This is a genomic window from Caldifermentibacillus hisashii, assembly GCF_039654145.1.
Lineage (GTDB): Bacteria > Bacillota > Bacilli > Bacillales > Caldibacillaceae > Caldifermentibacillus > Caldifermentibacillus hisashii.
This window is the reverse complement of the sequence record NZ_CP155467.1, coordinates 1,640,709-1,657,866: the sequence shown is the minus strand read 5'-3', so window position 1 is coordinate 1,657,866 and position 17,158 is coordinate 1,640,709. Positions and strand designations below refer to the sequence as shown.

The window sequence follows — 17,158 nt, the reverse complement described above, 5'->3', positions numbered from 1 at the left end:
TTGAATATTATTTCGACATTGCTAAATTGCAGGTGTTGAAGCACTGCTAGAGAATAAATCGACTTAAATCCTTATCTTTTACGATAACTTCAAGTTTTTCGTCAACATATTGGGCATTTATTACAATTTTCTCCAGCGAAATCTCAGGAGCCTCAAATGAGAGATCCTCAAGTAATTTTTCCATGATTGTATGTAATCTTCTTGCTCCAATATTATCTGTTTGTTGATTTACTTCAAATGCAACTTCAGCAATTCTATGAATAGCATCGTCAGAAAATTCTATTTTTATACCTTCTGTTTCCAATAATGCAACATATTGTTTGATAATGGCATTATTCGGCTCAACAAGAATCCGAATGAAATCTTCAATTAGTAATTTATTGAGCTCAACACGGATTGGAAATCTTCCCTGTAACTCAGGGATCAAGTCCGATGGTTTTGCCGTATGGAACGCACCTGCTGCAATAAATAATATGTGATCCGTTTTTACCGGACCATATTTCGTTACAACGGTTGAACCTTCAACAATTGGTAAAATATCCCGCTGTACACCTTCCCTGGAAACGTCAGCTGAATTATTTGAACTTTTGCTGGTAATTTTATCAATTTCATCAATGAAGATGATACCGGTTTGTTCAGCACGGAAAATTGCTTCTTGGATAACCTCATCCATATCAATAAGTTTGTTTGCTTCCTCATTAATTAATATTTTTCGTGCGTCTTTTACCGGCAGTTTTCTTTTCTTTTTCTTTTTAGGTAACAGGCTAGTTAGAGCATCCTGCATATTCATACCCATCTGTTCAATGCCGGTCCCCTGAAACATATCAAACATGGAAGGTTGTTGTTCTTCGATTTCGATGGTAACAATTTCCTCTTCTAATTCACCATTCGCAAGTTTTTCCCGGATCAATCTTCTCTTTTCAGCTCTGTTTAATTCATCTGAATCATTTTTCAACTGTTCCTCTTGATTCGGTTGACTGCTATTACCAAACAACATTTCAAACGGGTTTTTAAAATTCGTTTCTTTTTTGCCGGATGGAACGAGAATGTCGACAAGACGATTATTTGCATTTTCTTCTGCTTTTTCTTTTACTTGTAGCATCATTTCTTGTTTCACTAACCGTACGCTCGTTTCCACTAGGTCACGAACCATGGATTCGACATCACGTCCAACATAGCCTACTTCTGTAAACTTAGTCGCTTCAACCTTTACGAACGGCGCTTTTACCAATTTGGCAATTCTTCTTGCTATTTCCGTTTTACCAACACCGGTCGGACCAATCATTAAAATATTTTTTGGAATAATCTCATCACGAATTTTGTCAGGCAATAAACTTCTTCGGTATCGATTACGTAGTGCAATGGCTACAGCTCTTTTTGCCGCCGTTTGACCAACGATAAATTGATCTAACCTCTCGACTATTTGCCGCGGAGTTAATTCAATAGACTTTTTCATTTCAACCATTTTGTTTCACTCCTTAAATGAACCCCGTCGTTAAATCTCTTCAACAATAATGTTTCCATTTGTAAAAACACAAATGTTTGCAGCGATCTCTAAGGACGCTTTTGCAATTTCTTTAGCTGACAGACTTTCACCGGCAAATTGTTTTAGCGCTCTTCCAGCAGCCAATGCATAATTTCCACCGGACCCAATTGCTAGAATATCATCATCCGGTTCAATCACTTCACCTGTGCCCGATATAAGTAGCATTTCCTTTTTATCCATGACAATGAGCATTGCTTCCAACTTTCGCAATACCCGGTCACTCCTCCAAAGTTTCGCCAATTCCACTGCGGCTCTTTGCAAGTTCCCGTTAAATTCTTCTAATTTTCCTTCAAACATTTCAAAAAGAGTGAATGCATCAGCGACTGAGCCGGCAAAACCTGCCAATACTTTGCCGCCATAAAGTCTCCGCACTTTTCTAGCTGTATGTTTCATTACAACGGAGTTCCCTAAAGTTACCTGACCATCACCAGCCATTGCACCCTTGCCATTATGATGAATGGCGAAAATAGTTGTTGCGTGAAATTGTTCCACTCCCATGCCTCCTTTTACTCAAGCACGCGGATGATGTGCAAGATAAGTTTTTTTTAAATGCTCTTTTGTAAGATGCGTATACGTCTGAGTAGACGATATGGAAGAATGGCCGAGCAATTCTTGAACCGTTCGTAAATCCGCGCCACGGTTCAATAAATGGGTTGCAAAAGAATGTCTGATCATATGTGGATGAATATGTTTATTCATTCCTGATTGTTTGATCATTTCATCAAAAATATATCGAATACCTCTTGCTGTAAGGGGAGTACCCTTTTGGTTCACAAAAAGATACGGATGGTTTTGTTTACCCATCAGTTTTTTACGACCATATTCAATATATTCGTGAATTGCTTGATTGGCAAATTTTCCATACGGTACATAGCGCTCTTTATTTCCTTTTCCTTTTACAAGAAGAATCGATAAATGTTGGTCTAAATCACTAAGCTTAATCCCGGCACATTCACTTACGCGTATACCTGTAGCATATATGATTTCCAGCAGAGCTTTGTCCCTTTGACCAGCTGGTGTTGAGCAGTCAACGGATTGAAAAAGAACTTCAAGTTCTTCTTCGTAAAAGAAGTCAGGAAGCTTTTTTTCCAATTTTGGTAAGGAAACTTGAGCAAAAGGATTCGTGTCTACTTTAGATTCTCTCATTAAAAACTTAAAGAAGGAACGGATGCTTGAAATTTTTCGAGAAATCGTTTTCTTTGCAAATCGTTGCTCAAATAATTTGGTTAAATATAAACGTGCATCTTGATGGGTAACCTCATTAATGCTTGGAATAGCTTGTTCATCCATGAACATGAAAAAAGTTTTCAATTCATGTTCATAACTGTCGATCGTGAGTTGTGAGTAATTTTTTTCCAGCTGCAAATATTCGATGAACTCCTTAAGCAATAAATTTACATTTTCCATCCGTTTCACCTCTTTAGGCGGCTACTTCATACTACCATAAATTTTTGAATATTGCAATAGGTGTTCACGATTTATTCATAAATTTCTGAATAGCCTCACGCTGTAAAGAAGTTTTCAATTTCAGCAGATAATGAGTCAATTTTCGACAACACGCAACATTGAACATTATTACACATATATATATATTTTGTCCATAAAAAAAATCTATAATAACCGTTAAATTTTGAAAGTTTTTTGAAAGGGAAAGCAAACCATTATTTTAATGAATTAGAATCCATAAAAAACTTATAAGAAAAAAAGAAAGAGCAAGTTTACACTCACTCTTGTGGTTTTTCTTTATAATCGCAATTCGTACATTGGATTTGTACACCTTTTTTAATCTTTTTCTCGACCAGCATTCCGTTACATTTTGGACATGGCCTCGCGACCGGTTTATCCCAGGACAAGAAGTCACATTCAGGATAGCGGCTGCAACCATAAAAGATGCGGTTTTTTTTACTTTTTCTTTCAATAACTTGACCTTTGTTACATTTTGGACAAGGAACACCGATTTCTTTAATAATCGGTTTCGTATTTCGACAATCGGGAAAATTGCTACAAGCCATAAATTTCCCGAATCGTCCCATTTTAATTACCATCGGGTTCCCGCAAATTTCACAATCTTCCCCTGCGTATTCATCCTTGATTTCTATTTTTTCCATTTCCAATTCAGCTTTTTCTAAATACTTCCTGAAATCTTTATAGAACTCATCGATGACTTTAACCCATTGGACTTTTCCTTCTTCAATTTCATCCAGTTCCCGTTCCATTTTTGCGGTAAACTCCACATTAATAATTTCAGGGAAAAATTCAGACATAAGTTGAATGACAATTTCACCCAGTTCTGTCGGTACGAATCTTTTATTTTCAAGGGATACATAACCCCTTTTTTGGATGGTATCCAATGTCGGTGCATAAGTAGAAGGTCTACCAATCCCTAATTCTTCCAGTGTTTTCACTAATCGGGCTTCTGAATATCTTGGCGGTGGCTGGGTAAAGTGTTGTTTCGGTTCGATATCCTTATTTTTTATTACCTCGCCTTCCTTTAGATCCGGAAGAAGAATATCTTTTGTTTCTTGATTATCATCTGTCGCTTCGACATATACTTTCATGAAACCTTGAAACTTCACTTTAGAACCATTCGCACGAAAAACGACTTGCCCATTTACTAAATCCACCGTCATCGTATCCATGATTGCCGGGGACATTTGACTGGCCACAAAACGTTCCCAAATAAGTTTATACAGTTTCCATTGATCTCTGGACAAAAAGTCTTTTATGCTGTTCGGCGTCCTTATCACACTTGTCGGTCGGATCGCTTCGTGGGCATCTTGGACATTCCCTTGTTTTTTTCCTTTTACTTCAACTTGTTCCGCATATTCTTTGCCAAATTCAGCTGTAATAAATTCTTTTGCTTCTTTTTGAGCGGTTTCCGAAACACGAACTGAATCCGTTCTCATATAAGTGATTAATCCGACAGATCCTTCTTTCCCAAGATCAATTCCTTCATACAATTGTTGTGCAATCATCATCGTTTTTCGGGCCCGAAAATTTAACTTTCTTGCAGCCTCTTGTTGTAAAGATGAAGTGGTAAAAGGTGGTGCCGGATTTCGTTTTCTTTCTCTTTTTACAATTGAATTCACTTGAAATTCTTTTTTATCCAATTGTGATAGGATTTTGTTCACTTCTTGTTCGGACTTAAGTTCCAATTTTTCTTTTCCAATCCCGAAAAACTGTGCAGGAAAAGTAATATTTCCATACTCGAACTGTCCACTGATTGTCCAGTATTCTTCAGGGATAAAATTGTTTATCTCATTTTCTCGATCAATAATTAGTTTGACGGCAACCGATTGAACACGTCCCGCACTTAAACCTTTTTTAACCTTCTTCCATAACAACGGACTGATTTTATAACCGACAAGCCGGTCCAGTATTCTTCTTGCTTGCTGAGCATCAACCAAATCCATATTAATGGGTCTTGGATGCTTAAACGATTCTTTGATGGCGTCTTTGGTAATTTCATTAAAAACAACCCGGCAATCGGATGTTGTATCGAGATCCAGTGTATGTGCCAAATGCCAGGCGATTGCCTCACCTTCACGATCAGGGTCAGCTGCCAAGTAAATTTTTTTTGCCTTTTTTGCCGCTGATTTTAATTCTTTTAAGACTGGTCCTTTTCCCCGAATCGTAATATATTTCGGTTCATAGTTATTATCGACATCAACCCCGGTTTGACTTTTTGGCAAATCCCGGACATGCCCCATGGATGCTTTCACTTTATATTTTTTCCCTAAATATTTTTCAATCGTTTTTGCTTTTGCTGGTGATTCTACAATCACTAAATAATCTGACATATAGATCCTCCTTAGAGGTTTCCGCTACTGCTTTTAATTTAGAAACTTCCAAATTAATTTGTTTCCCTCTTATTATATGTTTATACGTTTTGAAAAGCCTTCTCCTTATATTTCAAAAATAAGTTCATTTGAAAGGATTTTCTTCCCAGCAATAAACTATCACTTATTATTAAAGATAATTCGATGATTTGTCAATAAGAAAGTCATTAGATCCAGAAAAACCTTTCAATTTCATTTTTCATATTATATACCCGATTATATGTAAAATGTACTGGAAACGTACATTTAATCAGAGGAATATTCAAATTCAGTTAATATATCTTCAATTGACATGACCAGTTTTGCCCCTTCTTGAATCAGTAAGTTTGTCCCTTTTGATGTTGGCGAAAATATCGAACCAGGAACAGCAAAAACTTCTCTTCCTTCATTCAAAGCGAATTGTGCGGTAATTAACGATCCGCTTTTTTCCTTTGCCTCTATTACAAGGGTTCCAAGAGAAAGACCGCTAATGATTCGATTTCTTGCCGGAAAATAAGATTTATGGGGTTTTATATATGGCGGATACTCGGTTAATAATAAATGCTTATTTTTCATTTCTTCTGCCATAGTAATATGCTCCCTAGGATAAATATGCTCAAAACCACTTCCTAAAACTGCAATTGTCTTACCGTTTGCAGCGATAGCTTGTTTATGAGCTTCAAAGTCGACACCTTTAGCTAAACCGCTTACTATTATAAAGTCCTTTTCCACCAGCTCTTTCACGATTAGTCTCGTTGCGTTTAGTCCGTAAACAGTTGGGATTCGTGTACCGACCACCGCTATCATTTTTTTCTGCAATAGCCTAATGTCTCCCTGGCAATAGAGAACATATGGAGGCATATAAATTTGTTTTAATAAAAATGGATATTCTTTATCAACGATTGTTATGATTGTAATATGTTTTTTATTATAATCGGATAATATTTCTGAAATATTTTTTGTATGAAGATCGTTAAAAAATAACGAAACATATTGTGAGGGTATTTGGAATTGTTCCCGTAAATCATGGGGACTCATGAAATAGATCGACTTTAACGTCGGATCATATGATAGCATTTTGTAAATCGTTTTAACTCCCATCCCGCGACATTCATGAAGATGAATTAACCGCTCTCTCGTACTTACTTCTTTCACTTGACCAACTCCTTTATAAAAAATAGGGGACACCACAAGAATGCGGTGTCCTTTTTGTTTTAATTAATGGGTTTTACATTTTTCGTACAAACCTTTTTCTTTTAACACGTTAATTAGTGTTTCTCCAATAACAGATGGAGTATCAGCCACTTGTATACCACATTCATTCATGACTCGAATTTTTTCATCAGCCGTACCTTTACCACCGGAAATAATCGCACCGGCATGCCCCATTCGCTTTCCAGGGGGTGCTGTCCGGCCACCGATAAAGCCGACTACCGGTTTTGTCATATTCGCTTTGATCCATTGTGCCGCCTCTTCTTCCGCTGTACCGCCAATTTCACCAATCATGATCACAGCATATGTTTCCGGATCTTCATTGAATGCTTTTAACACATCAATAAAATTCGTGCCATTAACCGGGTCACCACCAATTCCGACAGCGGTTGTTTGACCAATACCAGCCTGAGTCAACTGATGGACGGCTTCATATGTTAATGTTCCGGAGCGGGAAACAACGCCGACATGTCCTTTTTTGTGAATATATCCCGGCATAATACCAATTTTACATTCATCCGCGGTAATGACACCCGGACAGTTTGGACCGACGAGACGTGTCTTCTTCCCTTCCATATATCGTTTCACTTTAACCATATCCAAAACCGGTATATGTTCAGTGATACATATAACTAAATCCAATTCTGCATCGACTGCTTCAATAATCGCATCGGCGGCAAACGGAGCCGGAACGTAAATAACTGATGCATTTGCTCCCGTAGCTTTTACAGCTTCACTTACTGTATTAAAAACAGGTACTCCCTCAACTTCCGTTCCACCTTTACCGGGTGAAGTACCTCCGACAATTTTTGTCCCGTATTCCAGCATTTGTTTTGTATGAAAAAGTGCTGTTTTCCCTGTAATACCTTGCACAATCACCTTTGTGTCTTTATTGATAAAAACGCTCATACTTTTCCCCCTCTTTTCGCAATTATCCTGTTTGTTACACGTGCAATCCCTAAATGATCATTTACCAACTAATTCCACGATTTTTTGTGCACCATCTGCCATTGATTCGGCAGGAACAATATTCAAGCCGGATTCATGTAAAATATTTTTTCCTAATTCTACATTTGTTCCTTCCAACCGTACGACTAACGGTACAGATAAACCGATTTGTTTTGCTGCTTCTACGACACCGGTTGCAATAACATCGCACTTCATAATTCCGCCGAAAATATTGACAAAAATTCCTTTGACATTATTATCAGACAAAATGATTTTAAATGCTTCCGTAACTTTCTCAGCCGTTGCACCGCCACCGACATCAAGGAAGTTAGCCGGTTCCCCGCCGTAATATTTAATGATATCCATTGTTGCCATGGCGAGACCTGCTCCATTGACCATACATCCAATATTTCCGTTTAATTTAATATAGCTTAAGTCATATTTTGAAGCTTCAATCTCTTTTGGATCCTCTTCGTCAAGATCGCGATATTCGAGGATATCCGGATGACGATACAATGCATTGCTGTCAAAATTCAATTTTGCATCTAATGCCATTACCTTCCCGTCACCTGTTATAACAAGCGGATTGATTTCAGCAATGGAACAATCTTTTTCTACAAATACAGTGTATAATCCGGTCATAAATTGGACAGCTTGATTGACGAGTTCTTTCGGAATGCCAATATTAAAGGCAATCCTTCTTGCTTGGAATGGTGCAAGACCAATAAGCGGGTCAATGGTTTCTTTAAATATTTTCTCTGGTGTTTTTTCAGCTACTTCTTCAATTTCCATACCGCCTTCACTGGATGCCATTAAAGTCACTCTTGAAGTGGCACGGTCTAAAACAATACCAATATAATATTCTTTTTTGATATTGCAACCCTTTTCAATGAGTAAGCGTTTAACTTCCTTCCCCTCAGGACCCGTTTGATGGGTAACAAGGGTTTTCCCCAGCAACTCACCCGCATATGTACGAACTTCATCTAAATTTTTCGCAATTTTCACACCGCCTGCTTTTCCCCTTCCACCGGCATGAATTTGGGCTTTTACAACAACGACATTACTGTTCAATTCTTTTGCAGCTTGAACTGCTTCATCAACTGTAAATGCAACTTTACCATCCGGAACAGAAACTCCATACTTTCTGAGAAGTTCTTTTCCTTGGTATTCATGAATATTCATTCTCCATCCTCCTGTCAAACAAAAAAATAAGATTGCATACCAATTGTAATATAATGCAGAAAATAATGTCTAGTTTTATGCAAAAATATCTTTCTTTAAGTTTCGTTTTTTATGGTTAAAACTTTTGATCATGACTACTTTCTACGTTCTCGAACACTATCAATTTGATAAATAAAGGCGAGTACTTCTGCAACAGCTTTATATAATTCTTCGGGAATTGTTTCATTTATATTGATTTTCCCTAATAATTCTACAAGTGCTGCATCTTCGTGAATGGGAATGTTATGTTTTGCGGCTTCACGGATAATATTTTCGGCAATTTTACCCCTCCCTTTTGCTTTCACAACAGGAGCAATATTTGCTGCTTCATCATATTTTAAAACCACTGCTTCTTTTCGTTCATCTTCTTTTTTCATATTCTCACATCCAAGCTTCCCGATTGCACAGGTGGAATAAGATTTTGTTCCCCCGAATTTGTTTGCCGGTTGGCATCGATTTTTTCAAATTTAATTGCAGCGAGCTGATAGTTTAGTTTTTTCAAGTTTTCCTTTAATAAATCAACAAATGGTTGACTAAGATGTTCAATCTTGTCATCTTCGCAAAAAATATAAAGGCTGATTGTTCTATTTTGGACTTGCATGCGAGACACAATTTTTCCCAGACTGGGCATTTGAAGATCAAAAATAATCAGGCAAAAATTCGGATCTAATTTACCATCTTCTGTTTTTTTCCCACGCCAATGGATATTCGCATCGATCACTTTTTCAGCCAGTGGAAGCGGAAGAGATAGAGTCATTTGTAGTAATCCGTTGCTTTCGACATTGACTAATTGTGTACCTATAATTTTGTGAAATAATTGTTCCGCTTCTTTTTTTACCGGTAAAGGCAGCCCGTCCATCGTCAATAGTTGGATTAATTGACCTTTTAATGGCAATTTTTTCATTTCTGCCCCATTTATTAATGCTTCATAGTTCATACCGAGCAAAGTGTTTAATTGGCGGAAAAGTTGATGGATTTTATTCCCGTCTGACCCATTTAAAGAGAAAGCAATATTCGGATCATCTTTACCCAATAAATGCTGTAAGGTTTGGACAATGGGCAGGTTCTTTGCCCGGCTATCTTGATTCAGTTGTTGATACAAATTTTCAATAAGAACCGATAAAGGGGAACTGCTTTTCATGGATAATAAGCTTTGAAATACAACATCCGTCATCGGTAAATTATGTTTATCCATCTGTTGGACGATCTCAAGAACTTTTTGAATATCATTGACTTGATTTATCCAATCGGCAACTTTTGTTAGAACATTTCTCTCAAACGAAAAATTCATTTGTTTCCATTGTTGTAAAAATTCATTCATCAATTTTGTTTTCGGTAAATGTAAAAATGATAAAAACGCATCATTATTTGAGATATTATCCAAAACTTTTAATTGAATGGTTCCGTCTGTTTTAACCACTTCAAACCAATAATCTTTTCGGACGTCGAGGGGAGCCTCGATGTTGGCGATTATTTTTTCTCCGCCAATTTGAATAATGGCATGATTAGAAGGATCAATATACCGGACTTTGCCACAAAAAATTTGCCCCGGTTTAAAAACTGGAGTTCGGTCAAGTTGCGATCTTTTGTTTGATTGTATAATTGATTGCATCGAATCGATGTTCATTTGCATCATCCCGATCAATTTCTTTATTTTTCATTTTCGTTATGTATATATTCTTTTATCGGAGCGAATGTCTTTCGATGAATGGGGGTCGGACCAAATTTACGGATTGCTTGAATATGTTCACGGGTTCCGTAACCGGCATTTTTTTCAAACTGATACTCGGGATACTTTTTACTGTATTCCATCATTAGCCGATCACGATAAACTTTTGCAATAATTGATGCACTGGCGATGGACACCGATAATGAATCACCTTTTATTAATGATCGCTGGGTAATAGGCGTATCAATCTTCATTGCATCAATTAAAAGAAAGTCAGGAAAAATTGATAATTGGTTAATTGCTATATTCATTGCTTTTTTTGTCGCTTGATAAATATTGATTTCGTCAATTACATCGGCTCCAACCACACCGATACCGATAGCTAACGCCTCGTTTTTAATCTCTTGATATAACTGTTCACGTTTTTTGCTTGATAGTTTTTTTGAATCATTAATTCCGGAAATAAATATATTTTCCGGTAAAATAACAGCCGCAGCAACAACCGGACCTGCCAACGGACCTCGACCTACTTCATCAATTCCGGCAACATATTGGAAACCTTGCTTTTGTGCTTCTTTTTCATATACCATCATTTTTTCAAAACGCCGCTTCTCTGCCATTAACTCTTCTTGTTTTTTCTTCCAACGTTGGAGAAGTGCTTGGACACCTTTCCGTTCATCTTGCTGACATTTTTTAACAAAAGGGTCATCTGGTTCTGTTACAGATTGCAAAATCATTTCGATTTCTTTAATTGTTTGTTTCATTTGACAGGCCCTCTTTTTTTATTTGTTCAGGTGGCATTTCGAAAGTGAGGCGGCCAAGTTTCAGTGAACGGATATCACGGATAATCACCTCTGCGGTTTTATCATAATCAACCATGCCTCCACCCGCCAAGCATCCCCTTCTTGTCCCGATGGCATCAAATATCTCAACAATTTCTTCGGGAATATGATGAAACCCATATCGTTCCATTAAACGATCCGGATACTCTTTTTCCAGAAAGCGAAGAGCAAAAACGGCAACATCTTGTAAGTTTAAAATCGTATCTTTAATGGCCCCTGTCAAAGCAAGGTTAAAGCCCACCTGTTGATCTTCAAATTTTGGCCAGAGGATTCCGGGCGTATCCAATAGTTCGATTTCCTTTCCAACTTTAATCCATTGCTGCGCTTTCGTTACACCGGGCGTATTTCCGGTTTTGGCGATGTTTTTTTTGGCCAGACGATTGATTAACGTTGATTTACCGGAATTTGGTATTCCCACGACCATCGCTCTAATGGCACGCGGTTTTATTCCTTTTGCCCGCATTTTATCAAACTTTTCACTAACGATTTGTTTTGTCGTTGTTACGATTGCTGCCATTCCTGCTCCCGATTGAGAATTAATTGGAATGGCGACAACGCCTTGTTTTTGAAAATAGGAAACCCATTCTTTCGTTTTTTTTGCATCAGCCATATCTGCTTTATTTAATAAGACAATTCTAGGTTTCTGTTTAATAATTTCATCAATCATTGGATTGCGTGAAGACAAAGGTATGCGTGCATCTATCAATTCATATACAATATCGATTAATTTCAATTTTTCGGTTACTTCTCTTCTTGCTTTTGCCATATGGCCTGGAAACCATTGGATCGACATAATCTCACCCTCCAGTCTAAACAAAGTCTCTGGTGTTGTTCACTTCTTTAATGAATCCAACGAAATTCTTCCAAAGGCCAGTAAATAATACTTGCTTTCCCAAGGATTTCATTAATTGGTACAGGACCGATATGTCTGCTGTCTTTACTGTATCTGCGATTATCTCCCATAACAAACACATAGCCTTCCGGAACTTTTACAGTAAAAGGTTCTGTTAGCGTTCCACCTATCAAGTCTTTTTTATAATCATCTAAATAAGGCTCGTCCATCGCTTTTCCATTAACATATAAAGTATCATTATTGTATTCAATGGTTTCGCCGGGAAGACCGATGACCCGTTTTATATAATCCTTTTCTTCTGATGCGTGGAAAACAACGATATCAAAACGTTTTGGCTCACCTATTTTGTATGATAGTTTATTAACGATCATCCGGTCACGATCCTCCAATGTCGGCATCATGGATTCACCGTCAACGATAATTGGAGTAAAAAGAAATAAACGAATGACTGCTGTTAATGCAGCCGCAAAGACGAGAATTTTTATCCACTCCCATAATTCACTATTTTTTGCCATATGAACGCCCTCTCTTTTCTCAAAAAAATTTTCAGCTTCTATAATTGTATGTATGCTTAATTATAACTATTTTATAGAATAAATATAATGGTTAGACTTAAAAAGCCCATTTTCTAAAAACTTACGGTCAAAGGAAAATTTTTATTGTTGCTAAACAATCGGAAATTTTCAATAAACATCTTCTAAATATTTTAAAAAAGTATTTTAAAATAAGCAAATTTGTGGATAGGATGAAAAAAAGAGCTTGTAGGCAAGCTCTTTTTTTCATGCATCAGCAGCAATGTTTTATTAAAGAATTTCTTTAATTCGTGCTGCTTTCCCACGCAGATTACGTAGGTAATATAGTTTCGCGCGTCTAACTTTACCACGGCGTACCACTTCAAGTTTTACGATTTTTGGTGAATGAAGAGGGAATGTCCGTTCTACACCAACCCCGTAGGAAACTTTACGCACAGTGAAAGTTTCACTGATTCCGCCGCCACGACGTTTGATTACAACACCTTCAAACAATTGCACACGTTCCCGGTTTCCTTCCACTACCTTAACATGAACACGAACAGTGTCACCAGGACGGAATGCAGGCAGGTCTGTGCGAAGTTGCTCTTTTGTAATTTCATCGATAATACCTTGCATTCGAATCAACTCCTTCCAACAGATGCTCATACAGAACAATTCACTGCAGCGGAACATCGTTATAACAGGCATGGATCAATATCCAAAACCACAAATTATATATTACCACACAGAATAGTAGTAAATCAATAAAGTTTTTATTTTTTTGTTGTATTCTTCTTGCAACTAACCGTTTCGTTTCAATTCGTTTAACCATTCAATTTCCTGTTCCGTTAACGGATAGGATTCCAACAGATCCGGCCTGCGTTCAAGCGTCCGTTTCAGCGATTGTTTTCTTCTCCACTCATCAATAAGCTTATGATTACCGGATAAAAGTACATCGGGTACTCGCATCCCGCGAAATTCGGCAGGTCTTGTGTAATGGGGATGCTCTAAAAGCCCGGTTGAAAACGAATCAAGAACAGGTGAGTCCTCATTACCTAAAACACCCGGTAACAATCGGACGATACTATCAACGACTACCATTGCAGCTAATTCACCGCCTGTTAAAACAAAATCGCCGATGGAAATTTCATCGGTTACAAGATTTTCCCGGATTCTTTCGTCATATCCCTCATAATGTCCGCAAATAAATAAAAGATGTTCCTCTCTTGCCAATTGTTCCGCTTTCTTTTGTGTATAACGCTCTCCTTGGGGACAAAGAAGAATCACTCTTGGTGATGAATTCGTTACGCTCTCAATATGTTCAACCGCATGGAAAATCGGTTCCGGTTTTAAAACCATCCCTGCCCCGCCGCCATATGGATAATCATCTACCGCTTGATGTTTATCCGTGGAAAAATCGCGGAAATTTGTTATATGGTACTGAACTTTTCCTAATTCCATTGCTTTTTTTAAAATCGACTCGTTGATAACTCCTGTAAACATGTTGGGAAAAAGCGTTAAAATATCGATGCGCATTAATCAAACAATCCTTCCATTGGTTCAATCCAAACCACTTTTTCATTCACATCCACTTTTTTTACAATTTCCTCAATATAGGGAAGGTAGTATTCTTTATGATCTTTACCTTTAATCACCCAAACATCATTGGCACCGGGTGTTAAGATTTCTGTAATGATCCCGTATTCCTTTTCGTCCGGTCCTTTCACCGTGCAACCGATGATTTCATGAAAATAATATTCATTTTCTTCCAGTCGGTCCAATTGATCAGCCGCTATTTTTAATAATCCGCCTTTAAATTTTTCAACTTCATTAATGTTTGTATACCCTTCAAATTGTAATAAATCAAAGTTTTTATGACGTCGCCAATTTTTAATTGTCAAAGAGATCGGTTCCTTCGCATTTTGTAAAAATAAATATAAGGTTGCCCCCTTTTGATAGCGTTGTTCGGGAAAATCTGTAACGGAAATCACTCGTACTTCTCCGTTAATCCCGTGGGTATTAACAATCTTGCCGACATTGAAATACGTTTGCAAACATATCACCTCTATTTTATATCTACGACATTTCCATCTTTAACAGTAATTTTTCTGTTAAGGAGTGATTCATTCCAATTATCACCAATATTAACGTCAATAAGTCCTTGTATCTCTCGCTCTTTTAATTCGGAGCCTAAAGGAAGAAGGTCAAGTTGTTCTATTTGAAATTCTAGCAATTTTACCTTCTCTTTTCTTTTCTCTATTTCTTTTTCAAAATATGTATTTATGCTGGAAACAGGGTATTTTTTCATTTTTTCCATACGCTTCATTTCAAATTTCAGTTGGTCGATTTCCTTTAATAATTGTTGTCTTCTTTCTTGAAAGGATATAAACAACTGTTTTTTACTTGATTCGGTTAATATTTGATTAACCGTTATGGTGGTTATTATTTGCATGTTAAAAATTCCCCTCCTCCCTGATCTTAATCTATATACGAAAAAAGGAGGGAATTCCCTGATGGGCCCCCTCCTTATTCACTGATCTCCAGAAAAACCTTCTTCTTCAATGTTGCATGTGCATGAGCATAAACAACAGTCCGAATCGCCTTTGCCACTCTACCTTGTTTCCCGATAACTTTCCCGATGTCTTTACTGTTAACTTTCAATTTGTAAATAATGCGGTTTTCATTTTCTTCCACATCAATTTTTACGTCCTCAGGAAAATCGACAAGGGGTTTGACGATAGTTTCGATCAAGTTTTCCATGATATCACTTATTTACCGTATTTTTCATTATGGAATTTTTCTAAAACACCTTTACTAGAAAGAAGATTCCGAACTGTGTCAGAAGGTTTTGCACCATTTCTTAACCATTTCAAGGCTAACTCTTCATTGATTTCGAGTGTTGCCGGATCTGTTAACGGATTGTAAGTTCCGATTGTTTCGATTTGACGTCCGTCACGAGGGGAACGTGAATCTGCTACAACGATACGATAAAAAGGAGATTTTTTTGCTCCCATACGTTTTAAACGAATTTTTACTGCCATAATATATTGCACCTCCAAATAGTTTCACACAAGTAGATATAATAGCAAGAAATAAATTGTTTGTAAAGTATTTTTTCTTAACAGCTATTCTTTTTATAGATTAGCAAATTTTTTTCCAAAAGGCAAGATGATAACAAATTATATATTACATGAATGGTAATTTAAATCCGCCTTTTTTCTTGCCTTTTTTCGTCATATTGTTCATTTGTTTCATCATTTTCTTCATTTCTTCAAATTGTTTAAGCAAACGATTTACTTCCGGGACTGTTCTTCCGCTCCCTTTGGCAATTCGTTTTCTTCTAGAGGCATTAATAATTTCCGGATGTTCTTTTTCTTCCTTTGTCATGGAACGAATGATAGCTTCAACGTGAGCTATTTGCTTTTCGTCGATCTTTAAATTGTTAAGCCCCTTTATTTTATTAGCACCAGGCAACATTTTAATCAAGTCATCCAACGGTCCCATGTTACGCACTTGTGATAATTGATCAAGAAAATCGTCCAATGTTAATGAGGCGGATCGCATTTTCTTTTCTAATTCTCTTGCTTTTTCTTCATCGACATTGGCTTGTGCTTTTTCAATTAATGATAGAACATCACCCATACCAAGAATTCGGGATGCCATTCGTTCCGGATGAAACGGTTCAAGCGCGTCCATTTTTTCACCCATCCCGACAAATTTAATCGGTTTTCCCGTAACGGCCCGGATTGAAAGGGCTGCCCCGCCTCTTGTATCCCCGTCCAGTTTCGTTAAAATTACACCGGTAATACCGAGTTGATCGTTAAAACTCGTTGCAACATTCACCGCATCTTGACCGGTCATTGCATCGACAACAAGAAAAATTTCATCCGGTTTAACCGCTTCTTTTATATTTTTTAATTCATCCATTAAGTTTTCATCAATATGGAGTCGACCGGCTGTGTCAATTAAAACATAATCATGATGTTCTGCTTTTGCATGTTCAATCGCTTTCGCAGCAATTTCGACCGGACTCACCTGATCACCTAGAGAAAAAACCGGCATAGTAAGCTGTTTTCCCAACGTTTGCAACTGATTAATGGCGGCCGGACGATAAATATCCGCGGCAACCAAGAGCGGCTTTCGATTATAATTTTTCCTGAGTAAATTAGCCAGTTTCCCTGTCGTTGTTGTTTTCCCTGCCCCTTGCAATCCGACCATCATAATTACGGTTGGAGGCTTGGGACTGACAGCAATTTTACTTTGTTCGCCACCCATCAATTCAGTTAATTCTTCTTTAACAACTTTAATCACTTGTTGACCGGGGGTAAGACTTTTCATTACCTCTTGCCCAATTGCCCGTTCACTTACTTTTTTGATAAAATCTTTAACGACTTTTAGGTTGACGTCGGCATAAAGTAAAGCAAGACGGACTTCTCTCATCATTTCTTTCACATCCGCCTCGGTAACTTTTCCTTTACCGCGGATTTTTTGCATGGTTTTCTGCAACCTGTCAGCTAGTCCTTCAAACGCCATAGGT

General features: G+C 37.4%; 19 protein-coding genes. All 19 read right to left on the bottom strand.

All coding sequences use genetic code 11. The features are described from left to right. Nucleotides 1–46: 46 nt before the first annotated feature. The 19 genes from hslU to ffh all read right to left on the bottom strand — a co-directional run bounded on the left by hslU (nt 47) and on the right by ffh (nt 17,154). On the bottom strand, nt 47–1,456 hold the full coding sequence (gene hslU, locus NSQ14_RS07830) for an HslU--HslV peptidase ATPase subunit (RefSeq protein ID WP_034769865.1): 1,410 nt from the start codon (nt 1,454–1,456) through the stop codon (nt 47–49). Nucleotides 1,457–1,495: 39 nt separating this feature from the next. Beyond that, a complete protein-coding gene (gene hslV, locus NSQ14_RS07825) occupies nt 1,496–2,038 on the bottom strand; it encodes an ATP-dependent protease subunit HslV (protein WP_095141134.1) in 543 nt (180 codons plus the stop codon). A gap of 18 nt (nt 2,039–2,056) precedes the next feature. Beyond that, a complete protein-coding gene (gene xerC / locus NSQ14_RS07820; protein ID WP_034769757.1) occupies nt 2,057–2,953 on the bottom strand; it encodes a tyrosine recombinase XerC in 897 nt (298 codons plus the stop codon). Between the two features lie 317 nt (nt 2,954–3,270). Beyond that, on the bottom strand, nt 3,271–5,346 hold the full coding sequence (topA, locus tag NSQ14_RS07815; RefSeq protein WP_034769755.1) for a type I DNA topoisomerase: 2,076 nt from the start codon (nt 5,344–5,346) through the stop codon (nt 3,271–3,273). Nucleotides 5,347–5,631: 285 nt separating this feature from the next. After that, nucleotides 5,632–6,465, bottom strand: coding sequence for a DNA-processing protein DprA (gene dprA / locus NSQ14_RS07810; protein WP_428831591.1), 834 nt, complete (start codon nt 6,463–6,465; stop codon nt 5,632–5,634). Nucleotides 6,466–6,582: 117 nt separating this feature from the next. Beyond that, nucleotides 6,583–7,485, bottom strand: coding sequence for a succinate--CoA ligase subunit alpha (sucD, locus tag NSQ14_RS07805; RefSeq protein WP_034769752.1), 903 nt, complete (start codon nt 7,483–7,485; stop codon nt 6,583–6,585). A 57-nt stretch (nt 7,486–7,542) separates the two neighbouring features. After that, complete coding sequence (gene sucC, locus NSQ14_RS07800; RefSeq protein ID WP_346217063.1) at nt 7,543–8,706, bottom strand: ADP-forming succinate--CoA ligase subunit beta; 1,164 nt, start codon at nt 8,704–8,706, stop codon at nt 7,543–7,545. Nucleotides 8,707–8,840: 134 nt separating this feature from the next. Next, on the bottom strand, nt 8,841–9,122 hold the full coding sequence (locus NSQ14_RS07795; protein WP_227091184.1) for an EscU/YscU/HrcU family type III secretion system export apparatus switch protein: 282 nt from the start codon (nt 9,120–9,122) through the stop codon (nt 8,841–8,843). After that, a complete protein-coding gene (locus NSQ14_RS07790; protein ID WP_346217062.1) occupies nt 9,119–10,372 on the bottom strand; it encodes a hypothetical protein in 1,254 nt (417 codons plus the stop codon). The genes NSQ14_RS07795 and NSQ14_RS07790 overlap by 4 nt, the downstream gene beginning before the upstream one ends. A 23-nt stretch (nt 10,373–10,395) precedes the next feature. After that, nucleotides 10,396–11,178 carry a ribonuclease HII gene (locus tag NSQ14_RS07785; protein ID WP_034769741.1) on the bottom strand — a complete coding sequence of 261 codons (783 nt, stop codon included), beginning with the start codon at nt 11,176–11,178 and terminating at the stop codon, nt 10,396–10,398. Then, nucleotides 11,162–12,049, bottom strand: coding sequence for a ribosome biogenesis GTPase YlqF (gene ylqF, locus NSQ14_RS07780; RefSeq protein ID WP_041846616.1), 888 nt, complete (start codon nt 12,047–12,049; stop codon nt 11,162–11,164). The genes NSQ14_RS07785 and ylqF overlap by 17 nt, the downstream gene beginning before the upstream one ends. 47 nt (nt 12,050–12,096) lie before the next feature. Then, entirely contained in the window at nt 12,097–12,624 is a 528-nt protein-coding gene (gene lepB, locus NSQ14_RS07775; protein WP_034769736.1) for a signal peptidase I, read from the bottom strand. Between the two features lie 288 nt (nt 12,625–12,912). Further along, complete coding sequence (gene rplS, locus NSQ14_RS07770) at nt 12,913–13,257, bottom strand: 50S ribosomal protein L19 (protein ID WP_034769733.1); 345 nt, start codon at nt 13,255–13,257, stop codon at nt 12,913–12,915. Nucleotides 13,258–13,422: 165 nt separating this feature from the next. Then, a complete protein-coding gene (trmD, locus tag NSQ14_RS07765) occupies nt 13,423–14,157 on the bottom strand; it encodes a tRNA (guanosine(37)-N1)-methyltransferase TrmD (RefSeq protein ID WP_034769731.1) in 735 nt (244 codons plus the stop codon). Beyond that, a complete protein-coding gene (gene rimM, locus NSQ14_RS07760) occupies nt 14,157–14,675 on the bottom strand; it encodes a ribosome maturation factor RimM (RefSeq protein ID WP_034769729.1) in 519 nt (172 codons plus the stop codon). Before rimM ends, trmD begins: the two co-directional genes overlap by 1 nt. An 11-nt stretch (nt 14,676–14,686) precedes the next feature. After that, entirely contained in the window at nt 14,687–15,073 is a 387-nt protein-coding gene (locus NSQ14_RS07755; RefSeq protein WP_346217061.1) for a YlqD family protein, read from the bottom strand. A gap of 74 nt (nt 15,074–15,147) precedes the next feature. Continuing rightward, on the bottom strand, nt 15,148–15,381 hold the full coding sequence (locus NSQ14_RS07750; protein WP_034769723.1) for a KH domain-containing protein: 234 nt from the start codon (nt 15,379–15,381) through the stop codon (nt 15,148–15,150). A gap of 8 nt (nt 15,382–15,389) precedes the next feature. Further along, complete coding sequence (rpsP, locus tag NSQ14_RS07745) at nt 15,390–15,662, bottom strand: 30S ribosomal protein S16 (RefSeq protein WP_346217060.1); 273 nt, start codon at nt 15,660–15,662, stop codon at nt 15,390–15,392. A gap of 145 nt (nt 15,663–15,807) precedes the next feature. Next, a complete protein-coding gene (gene ffh, locus NSQ14_RS07740; protein WP_041848593.1) occupies nt 15,808–17,154 on the bottom strand; it encodes a signal recognition particle protein in 1,347 nt (448 codons plus the stop codon). Between the last annotated feature and the right edge of the window lie 4 nt (nt 17,155–17,158).

Bases quoted from the DNA above. Each gene is read 5' to 3' on its own strand.
- NSQ14_RS07755 (WP_346217061.1), bottom strand. From the start codon at position 15,073: ATGCAAATAATAACCACCATAACGGTTAATCAAATATTAACCGAATCA.
- trmD (WP_034769731.1), bottom strand. From the start codon at position 14,157: ATGCGCATCGATATTTTAACGCTTTTTCCCAACATGTTTACAGGAGTT.
- ffh (WP_041848593.1), bottom strand. From the start codon at position 17,154: ATGGCGTTTGAAGGACTAGCTGACAGGTTGCAGAAAACCATGCAAAAA.
- hslU (WP_034769865.1), bottom strand. From the start codon at position 1,456: ATGAAAAAGTCTATTGAATTAACTCCGCGGCAAATAGTCGAGAGGTTA.
- NSQ14_RS07795 (WP_227091184.1), bottom strand. From the start codon at position 9,122: ATGAAAAAAGAAGATGAACGAAAAGAAGCAGTGGTTTTAAAATATGAT.
- NSQ14_RS07790 (WP_346217062.1), bottom strand. From the start codon at position 10,372: ATGAACATCGATTCGATGCAATCAATTATACAATCAAACAAAAGATCG.
- rpsP (WP_346217060.1), bottom strand. From the start codon at position 15,662: ATGGCAGTAAAAATTCGTTTAAAACGTATGGGAGCAAAAAAATCTCCT.
- sucD (WP_034769752.1), bottom strand. From the start codon at position 7,485: ATGAGCGTTTTTATCAATAAAGACACAAAGGTGATTGTGCAAGGTATT.
- NSQ14_RS07750 (WP_034769723.1), bottom strand. From the start codon at position 15,381: ATGGAAAACTTGATCGAAACTATCGTCAAACCCCTTGTCGATTTTCCT.
- sucC (WP_346217063.1), bottom strand. From the start codon at position 8,706: ATGAATATTCATGAATACCAAGGAAAAGAACTTCTCAGAAAGTATGGA.
- xerC (WP_034769757.1), bottom strand. From the start codon at position 2,953: ATGGAAAATGTAAATTTATTGCTTAAGGAGTTCATCGAATATTTGCAG.
- lepB (WP_034769736.1), bottom strand. From the start codon at position 12,624: ATGGCAAAAAATAGTGAATTATGGGAGTGGATAAAAATTCTCGTCTTT.
- topA (WP_034769755.1), bottom strand. From the start codon at position 5,346: ATGTCAGATTATTTAGTGATTGTAGAATCACCAGCAAAAGCAAAAACG.
- NSQ14_RS07785 (WP_034769741.1), bottom strand. From the start codon at position 11,178: ATGAAACAAACAATTAAAGAAATCGAAATGATTTTGCAATCTGTAACA.
- rplS (WP_034769733.1), bottom strand. From the start codon at position 13,257: ATGCAAGGTATTATCGATGAAATTACAAAAGAGCAACTTCGCACAGAC.
- dprA (WP_428831591.1), bottom strand. From the start codon at position 6,465: ATGGGAGTTAAAACGATTTACAAAATGCTATCATATGATCCGACGTTA.
- ylqF (WP_041846616.1), bottom strand. From the start codon at position 12,049: ATGTCGATCCAATGGTTTCCAGGCCATATGGCAAAAGCAAGAAGAGAA.